Here is an 11,174-nt window from a genome sequence, read left to right as displayed (position 1 = left end):
TATTAAAAAAAAGTATTATTTTTGCCTGAAGGAATAAAGTTGCCCATCAGCATTTTTATTAGTAATTTTAGTACACCAATTTATAAAACATTAAAATTCATCCACATGAGAAAAATACTTCTACTCATTACATGTATATTCGGCATTTCAGTTTTCTCACAGATTAAAGTGCTGAAAAATGAAAGCTTGGTGGAAATTGGCAAAGATAATTCCGTAGGTTTATATAAAAAAGATGATAAATTTACCATCAACTATCAGGATCTGAATACCAGTAACCTGAATACCATAAGGTCTTTTTCTTTTCAGAATCTGGATGGTGATGTTTCTGGCCTGTATACCCTTATTATGGAAGGCTTTACAACAGTTCCGGAAGCAAATGTTGTACTGGAGCTTCCCAATGATATTATTGAACTTCATTACGAAAAAAACTATGGCCAGCCAACCATGCAGTTTATCCAGTACATTAACAAAAACCGTAAGTATGTAGGAAAATCGCAGTTTTTAACGAAGAAACAGATGGAAAAGGTTTTCGGGAGAACCAACGGAAAATATACGATGTATGATAAGCCTGCAGCTCCCACTCATCAGGTTAATACCTCAAAGCCTGCTGCGAACCAGGCATCTACTGCTGCACCCGCTTCAAACAGCAGCAATAAAAACAAAAAATCAAAAAAATAAACATATTTTTTCAATATTACTGAACTCATTCATCTGAATGAGTTTTTTTATTTTTACTTTTGCAGAAAGACAATACCTATTATGCCGCTTCAGATAATCAATTTGACCAAGAAATTTGGCGAACAGACCGCACTTGACCAGATCAACATTTCTATTGATAAAAATGAAATCATCGGACTTCTCGGACCCAATGGTGCGGGAAAATCTACCCTGATGAAATCCATTGTCGGTGCTTTGAAAATTGATCAGGGTGAAATTATCTTTAACGGAATGAATATTGCTGAAAATGAAATTGCCTGCAAAAGAAAAATAGGTTTTCTTCCTGAAAACAACCCGCTGTACCTGGAGATGTACATCAAAGAATATCTTCAGTTTGTAGCCAATATTCATAAAATCCCGGCATCCAGAGTAGATGAAGTGATCGAGCTGGTAGGCATTACTCCTGAAAAATCAAAAAAGATTGGACAGCTATCCAAAGGATATAAGCAAAGAGTAGGACTTGCTCAAGCAATTATCCATCAGCCGGATTTACTGATTCTGGACGAACCTACCAATGGTCTTGATCCTAATCAGATTATTGAGATCCGGAATGTTGTGAAAGAAATCGGGCAGCAGAAAACTGTTCTTCTCTCTACCCACATCATGCAGGAGGTAGAAGCATTATGTTCGCGGGTTATTCTGATTCATAAAGGGGTAATTCTTCAGGACTGCCCTATTGATGAGTTCAAAGGCAGATTCAACAGCCTGGAAGAAGCTTTTGCAAGCTATACGGCTGTTTCATAATTATCATGGAATTTTCTGTTACCAACGGACAGGGAATTATCAGACTTGTGTTTGATGGTTTTGCCAGCTGCCTGAGCATACGGCGTCCTGTTGCTGTCAACTGGCCTGATTGCAGAGGCAGTGTGGGTGAATACTATGCTGTATCTGAACTTTCAAAAGAAGAACAGATCAGTATGGCCGATCAGCTTAACCGGGCTCTCATGGATGGTACAGAAGAAGAAATAATGACCGGCATTCAGGATTTCCTGCAACTTTTTGAAAACGGGACCTATCAAGTATATCTGGGAAATATGCCGTTTGACAATACGGATTTCCACACCTATAGATCTTTACCTGCTGATAAGGTGCAATCTAATAGTGATTTTTTTTCAGGCTGGTTTTATCCTATTAAGGATTTCGATCATATTCTTACTCTGGAAAGCAGCAGTATTGATGAAGCAAGAGTTGTCTATTATATGGACCTTATCCGGAAAGGAGCGTGCCCCAAAGCAGTGGTATTCTGCCATCTTTACTATTCAGACCCTGAAATGAGCACTTCCTTTATTCTGGACGGCCATCATAAAATAGAAGCCTATATCCGCCTGAAAATGGATATTCCTGCCATTTTCATCCACAAAGAGAACGAAGGTTATGAAACAGTCCGGGATCTGATGCACGATGCCCGTCTTCTACTCAATGATAATGAATTTGAACACCTGTTTCAGAATGATGACGAAAATATTCCTGAAATTAAATTTACAGATGATGAAATGCTGACTGCTGAACTGGACAGAATTCTCAGGTCATCCGAAAGAATCGACACGGGAATTATCAATATTCTGATCAGGCATCATAAGTCGGGATCTCCGGAAGATAAAACATGGCTGGATAAGCGTTTTGAAGCATTGAGGACTAATATCAATATAAATCTTTTCAATGATAATAAAAACCTTCTGACCTTTTCCCGGCAGTATGTAGAAAAATACAGAAGCTACGGATGGTTTTCAAAAACTATTAAACATCATTACGAGCTGGACAGCTGGATCCGGGAAACCATTTTAATATAAAATGGCTTTATTTTTGATGGGCAATTAATCTCAACAATAACCAATACAAAATGACCAAAAAAATTGTACTAGGAATTTTCTGCGTTGCCCAGTTTTCCTTCATGAACGCTAAAAATCCTGCAGACGGAGCATTAACGCTTAGCCATACAGCTTCTCACAGCTTTTTCCAGCAGGTTCCCAAAACAGTAATCATCAAGACCAAAAAGTTTAAGATCCGAATTGATAAACAGCCCAATGGCAAATATCTGTACCAATCATGGGGAGCGAATTCCAGCATCACCACTAAACCTCATATGATCATCAGCGATGGTGAACTGGTTCCTGACGGTAGTGGAGGCAATTATTCCATCGTTTTTAACAATAATGGCTATACGTACCAGGTCTGGAGAAATTACTTGACAGATTCTGCAAAAAAACCTCCTTATACTTTAACGGTTACAGATAATAATGACCAGGAGATCGTAAATGAATATGGAACTGTAGTGAAAAAATAAAGAAAGAATCCTGCTGCTATGCAGGATTTTTTATACCTGCAATGAATAAATCACTGATACTTCCGGCTTTAACAGTACTACTGCAGCTATTAAGCACAGGACATCTTTACTATACCTATCAGAATGGAAGCACCCAGATACCGGCTGCATTTATTGAACTGATCATTCTTGCTGCTGCCAATACAGTCATACTGATCCTATTTTATGTTCTTTTTTATAAAAATTCTTCCCCGCGGAACTTTTGGGAGATTCCAGCGTTTATTGCCTGGATCACCATTATTTTTACATTGATCTGTACTCTCTTTATGTGGGGGAATATCGTGGGATAAAAAAACGAATCAGCAGCTCGCGGTGAAGTCAGGATTATATTAGGTCCCGGATTTTCTGAGCTCTGTATGAAAACGGCTGGTTTCAAAGCTTTCTTCGGCTGCTCTGTACCCGATGTTGAAGATTTGGTCCAGACGGTCTTTTTTTCGTTCAAAAGTTCCGTAGGTAGACAGTTGCTGTGAGGAAATGAACCAGTCGCAGTAATCAAATTTTATTTTCTCAATCCTGTAGGAAAGAAGATCATAGGAACGGGAAACAATAGCTTTAATTGATTTCAGGTCTTTGATATCAATGTCATTAGGTGGAGATACAAAAACACCGATTAGCTTGTCACATTCATCGCGGATAATATCAGCGGGAAAGTTATTCAATACCCCTCCATCACAATACATTTGGTCATTAATAATATAAGGGGTTGTAATACCCGGAATGGAACAGGATGCAATGATAGCGTCTACGACTTCGAAATTTTCATCAAAGATTTTCTGGGTTCCGGAAACAAGCTCTGTGGCTACAATCTTTACTTTGATATCCAAATCCCCTAACTTCATATCATGGAAGATAGGTTTAAGATAATTCCTGAAAATAACGGAGGAAACCAGCCCCGGCTGATTAAAAGCAAAATGTTTCCAATTGAAAAAGTAAACTGAATTGAAGAATTCAAGAATTTCTTCGGGAGTTTTTCCTACAGCATGAAGACATCCCACAATAGAACCTGCACTGCAGCACGACAGGACGTCTACTTCAATATTTTTTTCGTTCAAGAATTTCAACACTCCGGCATGGGCAATTCCTTTGGTACCACCTCCTGACAAAACAAGTCCTACTTTCTCAAAATTCATAGAATAAATGTAAGAAAAGACCGCGAGAAAATCAGGTTAATTTTTCTAAATATGCAGATTTTACCATTATTTTAACAGAGGAACTCATTCCGGATTGCAGTGTTCGTCGAAAAATAAGAAATTTGATTCGGAATATAAGATTAACCTGACTTCGGGTTAAGGAGTTTAAATGTAAAAGGTTGGAGGTTGAGGTTGGAAGAAGGAGGATGGAGGTTACTTTTTAGTTATACGTATTGAAAGCTACCAGAAAATCAAATTAAATAAAAACAGATCAATATTTGTTCTTAATGACTTTCAAAACTTCCTTCTTCCATCATCAAGCTTCAAACCTGCATCCATCAGATATTCTTATCCCGAACTGAGATTAAAATTAGCTAAGCTTCCCTTATCAATCGGCAAGGATACTGCATTCTTTATCTTTTTATTTCTAAATATTAAACTAAAACCGTTATCAACTATGCTTAATCATTCTGAAATTCCGGATCCTGTTTTAAGAAGTCTCATCAGGCAGGGAGAAATCTGTTTCGGAGGTAATATGAAGCTGAAAATTTACGGACGGCTGGGATGCCGCTCGGGGAAGCGTCTTTACAAAGAAAACAGAGTATTTTTCACTTCTGAGCAGGAAGCATTACAAAACGGGTTCCGCCCTTGCGGACACTGCATGAAGGAGGCTTACAAACAATGGAAATCTTTGAACTAAAATAAGTTCTATCCATTAAAAAAGCCCGGATAAATCCGGGCTCTATTATGATGAGTTTATCTTTATAAAAGATTAGATGTGAATCACTTCACCATAAGCTGCTGCTGCTGCTTCCATGATCGCTTCAGATACTGTTGGATGCGGGTGGATAGATTTGATGATCTCGTGGCCTGTCGTTTCAAGTTTTCTTGCTACTACAGCTTCAGCTACCATATCTGTTACCCCTTCACCAATCATGTGGCATCCTAACCACTCGCCGTATTTGGCATCAAAGATTACTTTGATAAATCCGTCCGTATTTCCGTTCGCAGTAGCTTTACCACTTGCAGAAAGAGGGAATTTACCTACTTTGATCTCGTATCCTTTTTCTTTAGCCTGTTTTTCTGTAAGACCTACAGATGCTACTTCAGGGTGACAGTATGTACATCCCGGGATATTTCCGTAATCGATTTTTTCAACATGCATTCCCTTGATCTTCTCAACACATGTAATTCCTTCAGCAGAAGCAACGTGAGCTAATGCCTGAGTAGGAATAATATCTCCGATTGCATAGTAACCTGGCACTGAAGTTTCGTACCATTCATTTACCAGTACTCTTCCTTTATCTGTCTGGATTCCCACTTCTTCTAAACCGATGTTTTCGATGTTTGCCGCAATACCTACAGCAGAAAGCAGAATATCAGCTTCAAGTGTAATGTTTCCGTTTGCAGTTTTCACATTGGCTTTTACTCCTTCTCCACTTGTATCAACGCTTTCTACAGAAGCATTGGTCATAATTTCGATTCCGGATTTTTTAAGAGATTTTTCTAAGTGCTTAGAAACTTCTTCATCTTCTACGGGAACGATATTCGGCATAAATTCCACAACCGTTACTTTAGTTCCCATGGTATTATAGAAATCAGCAAACTCTACTCCAATAGCTCCGGAACCTACAACAATCATAGATTTCGGCTGCTCAGGAAGAGATAATGCCTGTCTGTATCCGATTACTTTTTTACCATCCTGCGGCAGGTTAGGCAGTTCTCTTGAACGTGCTCCTGTTGCAATGATGATATGGTTTGCTGAATATTCGGTTACTTTACCGTCTTTGTCTGTAACAGAAACTTTTTTACCTTTCTGAACTTTAGCAGTACCAAGAATTACATCAATCTTATTCTTTTTCATCAAGAATTCGATTCCTTTGCTCATTTTGCTGGCTACACCACGGCTTCTCTGGATTACATTGGGAAATTCAAAGCTTGCTTCTACTTTGTTTAATCCATAATCTTCAGCATGGTTAATATAATGAAAAACCTGAGCAGATTTCAATAAAGCTTTCGTTGGAATACAACCCCAGTTAAGACAGATTCCTCCTAAATTTTCTTTCTCGATAATTGCGGTTTTGAAACCCAACTGTGCTGCTCTGATTGCAGTAACATATCCACCAGGACCACTTCCAATGACAATAATATCGTAATTCATTATTTTAAAAATTTTTATGCGAATTTAAGGAAAAAATTTTGATGTTTCATGGTCTGCTGTTCCATATTTCACTGAACACAAATCCTGTTTTATCAATAACAGGCTTAAAATACAACAGGAAACCTCCTGTTTTTGTTTTAAACACAGAGATTTAATTTTAGTATATTTCACTTTTCAGCATATCCCATAAATGGGATTTATTATTAATAAATAAATTTTAACATCCTATAAACAAATATAATAGCGTAATTTTTCATATTTTAGTGTTAAATATAAAAATATGAAAACGAAGATTATTATTTCCCTCATTTTACTTTGGGGTATTTTTTCAAAAGCACAAGTTGGTATTAATACTCAGACACCCAACAGTACTTTAATGATCAACGGGTCATTAGGGGCCCATTACAAAGAGGTTACTGCAGTATCGTACAGCATTATCGCGACAGATCATTATCTTACCTATAACGGATCTGCCAATACCACATTTACGCTTCCGGTAATCGGAGCAGGAACTTCCAGCTTTACGGGCAGGATTTATAAAATCAAAAATATATCGGCCTTCGATATTACTCTTCAGGCATCCAGTGGTAATACATTGAGAGTAGACAACAACCCCGTCACTTCTTTCACCATTCCCACAGGAGCTTACGCAGAAGTGGTGAATAACAGCAATACTACTGCAGGAACCTGGGATTTATCGTTCACGGTATTGCCTAAGCCTAACAATGTTGAGATTTTTGGAGTTCAGCTTTCTATTCCTCCGCATAAAGACGGAACTTCCCCTGTGGCGGACTGGATTAATCATAATGTCAGTACATATGATACAGGAACAGGAACAAACGCGTGGTGGATAATCAGTAAAACCTCTACACCTTACGCACATACAGCGGATTACTCAAATGCGAGCAGAATGACTCTTGTTTATGAATATCAGGGGCCTCCATTCAATGTGAATAATATGTACCCTATCCTAACCGCAGGAAATAATTCTAGTTTTCCGGACGTGTTTACGGCTTCTTTTGTGAGTCTAGCCAATAGCGGACCGGGCGGAAAAACCCGGCTTACGGTTTCGGTAGCCCGTATTGACTTTATCGGGAACAACGGATCCAACAACAGTAACTGGACAGGAACATTTCTCCTTAATCTTCTTTTGGCCAGAAAGGTGTATTAAAAGCTTATATAAAATACAAGAGCAGGACTTTTCGCCTGCTCTTTTTATTTATTAATGGAAAACCTGCGTTATTTCATTCTTTTAAGCAGCTGTTTCTGGCTTTGATATTTTTCATTGAGTGCCTGTAATTGTGCTCTTTTCATCTTTTTGGTTAAAAGAGGGTGTTTCTGAATCAGCTTCTTTTCGGCTTTATATCTTTTATCCAGCTCACTCATTTTGTGATTAATCAACTCACTTTTTGAAGGATGCGGAGGAACCGGAGGATGTTCCTGAGCAAAAACATTCATAGACAAACCTAATAGCAATACGGTTGAAATAAATAACTTTTTCATGATATTTACATTTTTAGAGAATTTAATTAAATTAATCCTGATTTACTCTAAATGTACATATACCATACCAAAGATAAATTCAATTTCTGGATTATCTCTCAGGGCTGGCTTAAAACGATTAATCTTCTGTTCACTTATTTCTTCATTTGAATAACCATAGCGTATTGTAATGCTGTTCTGTTCTGTGGTATTGTCACCTCAATCTTATCACCGTTCTGCCTCCATTCTATTGTTGACTGAATACCTAAGATCTGTAAAGTTTTCGGTTTAAAGTTTTCGGGAACTGAGAATGTAAGGTTTGCTGGAGCTTTATATTCTGCCTTTTCACTGATATGAAAAACATTTACCGTTTTGCCGTCTTTACTCCGGGTGTAGTAAAGATCTCCCTCATGATAGGGGGCAATACCTCTCGTAGCAAAAACTGCAGACTGGTTCTTTTCCATCCAGTTGGAAATTTCTTTCAGCCTGTCATAGACCACCGCATCGTAGTCGCCATTGGGTCCGGGAGCAATATTCATCAGATAATTACCTCCTCTGGATATGATCTTAATTAGGGTTTCAATGATTTTCTGGGAAGATTTATAATTGTCGTTGGGAACATAGGAAAAGGAATCTCCCATCGTAATACAGCTCTCCCAGGGAATAGAAAGGGCATGTTCAGGAACGGCCTGTTCAGGAGTTATGTAATTTTCCCATTTTCCGGGAACAGTGCGATCTACAATAATAATTCCCGGCTGATTTTTCCTCGCCATCTTCCCGATTTTATCCATGTCAATGTCCTGTTCTACTTTAATGGTCCTCTGCCATTCCACTGCAGGATCAATGGTGTGAAAAGGTCTTACCCAGCCGCCGTCCAGCCATAGAATATCAATTTTACCATAGTTGGAAGTAATCTCATTCAGCTGGTTGAAAGTGAATTTTTTAAAGCTATTCCATCTTTCGGGATATTTCTTGGGATCGTAATTGACGTTTCTGTCTTTTGGCGGAAAATAGGGCCACCAATAGTTTTCGGAGTGCCAGTCGGGTTTTGAAAAGTAAGCCCCAATCTTAAATCCGTCATTCCTGAAAGTATTGAAGATCTCTTTGGTAACGTCCGCTTTGGGATTTTTTGAAAAAGGAGTTCTGGGAGAAGTAATTTTATAATCAGATTCTTTGGTATCGAACATGGCAAATCCGTCGTGGTGCTTTGTAGTGAATACCACATATTTCATTCCTGCCTTCTTTGCAGCATTTGCCCATTTTTGAGGATTGAACCCGATGGGATTAAAGGTCGTCTGCAGGTTTTCGTAGTTTTTCACGTACTCATTATATGATTTTCCATGCTCCGGCTTTCTCTGCGTCCAGGATTCATCTTCCGGGCAAAGGCTCCAGCTTTCCACAATTCCCCATTGGCTGTATGTTCCCCAATGCATAAACAGTCCGAATTTAAGATCCTGCCACTGTTCCAGATTCTGTACCACAAGAGGATCATCCGGCTTAACGTAGCCCTCAGAAACATTGTGCGCCTGAGAAAAAAGCACAGACGAAATAAGAAATGACGACAGCAAAAAGGTCTTTGACTTCTGTTTGATGAGCATAAAGGATTCGTTTTCTGCTAATTTAATCATCCCTTCATTAATTGGCAAGTTTAACTTCTGAACAGATCTTTCAACGCCGCCTCAAGGTTGAAATAGGTAAACTGAAAACCGCTTCTCATCATTTTTTCAGGGTATACATTTCTACTTTTGAGCAGCAATTCGGTTTCCGTTCCTAAGAATAAAGAGGCTATTTCCAGTTGCCAGACCGGAGCGTTTAATCCGAAAGGGACTTTCAGCAGTTTCCTCATTGTTGCCATCAATTCTTTATTGGAAACGGGTTCAGGGGATGTTATATTGATCACGTCTGAAATATCTTCGTGTCTGATGATCCAATCTACAGCCCAGCAGAAATCATCAATATGAATCCAGCTTACTTTTTGTTCTCCCCTTCCCTGCTTTCCGCCCAGCCCTAGCTTTGTAATCATTCTCAATTTTGGGAAAGCACCACCGTTACGGCCTAATACAATAGAAGTTCTTAATGCAACTTTTCTTACCTCTTCATTCTGAACGCTGAAGAATTCTTTCTCCCAGCTTTTGCAGATATTCATGGAAAAATCGTCTCCGATAATTCCGTTCTTTTCAGTATTCAGCTGAGTTTCGGAATGGGTATAAATGGTTGCAGAGCTTGCATTCAGCCAGATTTTAGGTTTTATCTTACACTGGTTAATAGCATCCTGAAGGATTTTCGTACTGTTGATCCTTGAAGTGTAAATTTCTTTTTTGTTTTTGTCGTGGTATCTGCAGTCAACAGATTTTCCGGTGAGATTGATCAGCACATCAGATCCATCAAGAACATTCTGCCATTCACCTAACTCTGATGCATTCCAGTAGATTTCATTTTTCCGTTTCGGATTTCTGGTCAGGATAAATACCTGATCTTCTTTTTCGGTAAAGTATTTTTCAAGGTTTTCTCCGAGGAATCCGGTTCCTCCGGCTATGATGATTTTCATGGGATCTAGGGTTTAAAGTTCAAGGTTTAGGGTTCAAGGTTTAGCGGTTAAGAATTTAGATACTGGTTTCCAAAGAGGGTTTTCAGATTTTTCTGAGGTGTTTTTTTGTTTTCACCTGAATTTCTGATCCTTCCGCAAGCATTACGGAAGCAGGTTTCTGATGGTTTAAGCATTCAAAATCGGTTCCGTATATTTTGCTGAAACAGAGGTTCAGCTGATGATCTTTTACACGATAATGATCCCATTTCGGATGACAGACCTCATATTCCGAAGTGCTATTTTCCCGTTTGGTAAATCCGTAATAATGTTCGGTAATAAATTCAAATTCTGAATTGGCTTCCATTTTTAAAAGTTGGTTTTCTGCAGTTATTTCAATGGAATGCCAGGTTTTGTCTTTCCATGAATATTGAATGAGCAGCTCATTATCTTTTTCATACATCTTATTTTTCATCGGCATCGTGGTATAATTTTCTTGATAAACGGAATTCGCTACAAAGCTGAGGGCAGGTTTGGGAACAATTTCTTTAATGAAAACCACTCCCCTTTTCCAGATTCCGTTTTCTTTCTTTTTTACATAAAATCTGAGGTTTACTTCTTCAAAATTTCGGTGAAACGGAATAGGAAGGCCAAGCAGCTTAGTATTCAGGAACATAAATCCGACCAGGCTTACATAGCATTTATTCTGATAAAAATCGAGCTCAGTACCTTCTGGCAGGTATTTTAAAAGAACTTCAGGGTTGATATCGTAATTGATGATGGCCAGTTTACGCCATTCTGCTTTTAAAAAGTTCATTTTTTTAGGTTTTAATGGTT

Annotated in this window: 13 protein-coding genes; 7 read left to right on the top strand and 6 right to left on the bottom strand. The window is 38.5% G+C overall.

Features of this window, described 5'->3' with window-relative positions:
- Positions 1-105: 105 nt before the first annotated feature.
- From J2Y40_RS02530 to J2Y40_RS02510, 5 genes are all read left to right on the top strand, one after another.
- On the top strand, positions 106-678 hold the full coding sequence (locus J2Y40_RS02530) for a hypothetical protein (protein ID WP_153393960.1): 573 nt from the start codon (positions 106-108) through the stop codon (positions 676-678).
- 81 nt (positions 679-759) lie between these two features.
- The gene (locus J2Y40_RS02525) at positions 760-1,461 is read left to right on the top strand and encodes an ABC transporter ATP-binding protein (protein WP_153393962.1); all 702 of its coding nucleotides are present in this window, start codon (positions 760-762) and stop codon (positions 1,459-1,461) included.
- A 5-nt stretch (positions 1,462-1,466) separates the two neighbouring features.
- Positions 1,467-2,507 (top strand): hypothetical protein, encoded by a 1,041-nt coding sequence (locus J2Y40_RS02520; RefSeq protein WP_309996589.1) that lies wholly within the window; start codon positions 1,467-1,469, stop codon positions 2,505-2,507.
- 50 nt (positions 2,508-2,557) lie between these two features.
- The gene (locus tag J2Y40_RS02515; RefSeq protein WP_309996585.1) at positions 2,558-3,001 is read left to right on the top strand and encodes a hypothetical protein; all 444 of its coding nucleotides are present in this window, start codon (positions 2,558-2,560) and stop codon (positions 2,999-3,001) included.
- Positions 3,002-3,042: 41 nt separating this feature from the next.
- On the top strand, positions 3,043-3,330 hold the full coding sequence (locus J2Y40_RS02510) for a hypothetical protein (RefSeq protein WP_153393967.1): 288 nt from the start codon (positions 3,043-3,045) through the stop codon (positions 3,328-3,330).
- Positions 3,331-3,369: 39 nt separating this feature from the next.
- On the opposite strand, the gene J2Y40_RS02505 is transcribed toward J2Y40_RS02510, so the two are convergent.
- Positions 3,370-4,170 (bottom strand): patatin-like phospholipase family protein, encoded by an 801-nt coding sequence (locus J2Y40_RS02505; RefSeq protein ID WP_153393969.1) that lies wholly within the window; start codon positions 4,168-4,170, stop codon positions 3,370-3,372.
- Between the two features lie 457 nt (positions 4,171-4,627).
- Between J2Y40_RS02505 and J2Y40_RS02500 the strand changes: the two genes are divergently transcribed.
- Entirely contained in the window at positions 4,628-4,870 is a 243-nt protein-coding gene (locus tag J2Y40_RS02500) for an Ada metal-binding domain-containing protein (RefSeq protein WP_153393971.1), read from the top strand.
- A 72-nt stretch (positions 4,871-4,942) separates the two neighbouring features.
- Here J2Y40_RS02500 and lpdA read toward each other — a convergent pair whose 3' ends face one another.
- Positions 4,943-6,331, bottom strand: coding sequence for a dihydrolipoyl dehydrogenase (lpdA, locus tag J2Y40_RS02495; protein WP_309996582.1), 1,389 nt, complete (start codon positions 6,329-6,331; stop codon positions 4,943-4,945).
- Positions 6,332-6,611: 280 nt separating this feature from the next.
- On the opposite strand from lpdA, the gene J2Y40_RS02490 reads away from it, so the two are divergent.
- Positions 6,612-7,502 carry a hypothetical protein gene (locus J2Y40_RS02490; protein ID WP_153393975.1) on the top strand — a complete coding sequence of 297 codons (891 nt, stop codon included), beginning with the start codon at positions 6,612-6,614 and terminating at the stop codon, positions 7,500-7,502.
- 68 nt (positions 7,503-7,570) lie between these two features.
- Here J2Y40_RS02490 and J2Y40_RS02485 read toward each other — a convergent pair whose 3' ends face one another.
- From J2Y40_RS02485 to J2Y40_RS02470, 4 genes are all read right to left on the bottom strand, one after another.
- Positions 7,571-7,834, bottom strand: a complete 264-nt coding sequence (locus tag J2Y40_RS02485; RefSeq protein ID WP_309996577.1) for a hypothetical protein — start codon at positions 7,832-7,834, stop codon at positions 7,571-7,573.
- A gap of 134 nt (positions 7,835-7,968) precedes the next feature.
- Positions 7,969-9,441 carry an alpha-L-fucosidase gene (locus J2Y40_RS02480; protein WP_309996573.1) on the bottom strand — a complete coding sequence of 491 codons (1,473 nt, stop codon included), beginning with the start codon at positions 9,439-9,441 and terminating at the stop codon, positions 7,969-7,971.
- A 20-nt stretch (positions 9,442-9,461) separates the two neighbouring features.
- A complete protein-coding gene (locus tag J2Y40_RS02475) occupies positions 9,462-10,361 on the bottom strand; it encodes a TIGR01777 family oxidoreductase (RefSeq protein ID WP_309996571.1) in 900 nt (299 codons plus the stop codon).
- A gap of 82 nt (positions 10,362-10,443) precedes the next feature.
- Positions 10,444-11,154 carry a DUF2071 domain-containing protein gene (locus J2Y40_RS02470; protein WP_309996569.1) on the bottom strand — a complete coding sequence of 237 codons (711 nt, stop codon included), beginning with the start codon at positions 11,152-11,154 and terminating at the stop codon, positions 10,444-10,446.
- Between the last annotated feature and the right edge of the window lie 20 nt (positions 11,155-11,174).

The organism is Chryseobacterium sp. 2987, assembly GCF_031456375.1.
Classification (GTDB): Bacteria; Bacteroidota; Bacteroidia; order Flavobacteriales; family Weeksellaceae; genus Chryseobacterium; species Chryseobacterium vaccae.
The sequence above is the reverse complement of the archived record's forward strand: the minus strand, read 5'-3'. Positions and strand labels throughout refer to the sequence as shown.

What these genes read in the sequence shown, in the direction of transcription:
- J2Y40_RS02515 (WP_309996585.1), top strand. Translation starts at nt 2,558, where the DNA reads ATGACCAAAAAAATTGTACTAGGAATTTTCTGCGTTGCCCAGTTTTCC.
- J2Y40_RS02520 (WP_309996589.1), top strand. Translation starts at nt 1,467, where the DNA reads ATGGAATTTTCTGTTACCAACGGACAGGGAATTATCAGACTTGTGTTT.
- J2Y40_RS02505 (WP_153393969.1), bottom strand. Translation starts at nt 4,170, where the DNA reads ATGAATTTTGAGAAAGTAGGACTTGTTTTGTCAGGAGGTGGTACCAAA.
- J2Y40_RS02530 (WP_153393960.1), top strand. Translation starts at nt 106, where the DNA reads ATGAGAAAAATACTTCTACTCATTACATGTATATTCGGCATTTCAGTT.
- lpdA (WP_309996582.1), bottom strand. Translation starts at nt 6,331, where the DNA reads ATGAATTACGATATTATTGTCATTGGAAGTGGTCCTGGTGGATATGTT.
- J2Y40_RS02490 (WP_153393975.1), top strand. Translation starts at nt 6,612, where the DNA reads ATGAAAACGAAGATTATTATTTCCCTCATTTTACTTTGGGGTATTTTT.
- J2Y40_RS02485 (WP_309996577.1), bottom strand. Translation starts at nt 7,834, where the DNA reads ATGAAAAAGTTATTTATTTCAACCGTATTGCTATTAGGTTTGTCTATG.
- J2Y40_RS02525 (WP_153393962.1), top strand. Translation starts at nt 760, where the DNA reads ATGCCGCTTCAGATAATCAATTTGACCAAGAAATTTGGCGAACAGACC.
- J2Y40_RS02500 (WP_153393971.1), top strand. Translation starts at nt 4,628, where the DNA reads ATGCTTAATCATTCTGAAATTCCGGATCCTGTTTTAAGAAGTCTCATC.
- J2Y40_RS02510 (WP_153393967.1), top strand. Translation starts at nt 3,043, where the DNA reads ATGAATAAATCACTGATACTTCCGGCTTTAACAGTACTACTGCAGCTA.
- J2Y40_RS02475 (WP_309996571.1), bottom strand. Translation starts at nt 10,361, where the DNA reads ATGAAAATCATCATAGCCGGAGGAACCGGATTCCTCGGAGAAAACCTT.
- J2Y40_RS02480 (WP_309996573.1), bottom strand. Translation starts at nt 9,441, where the DNA reads ATGATTAAATTAGCAGAAAACGAATCCTTTATGCTCATCAAACAGAAG.
- J2Y40_RS02470 (WP_309996569.1), bottom strand. Translation starts at nt 11,154, where the DNA reads ATGAACTTTTTAAAAGCAGAATGGCGTAAACTGGCCATCATCAATTAC.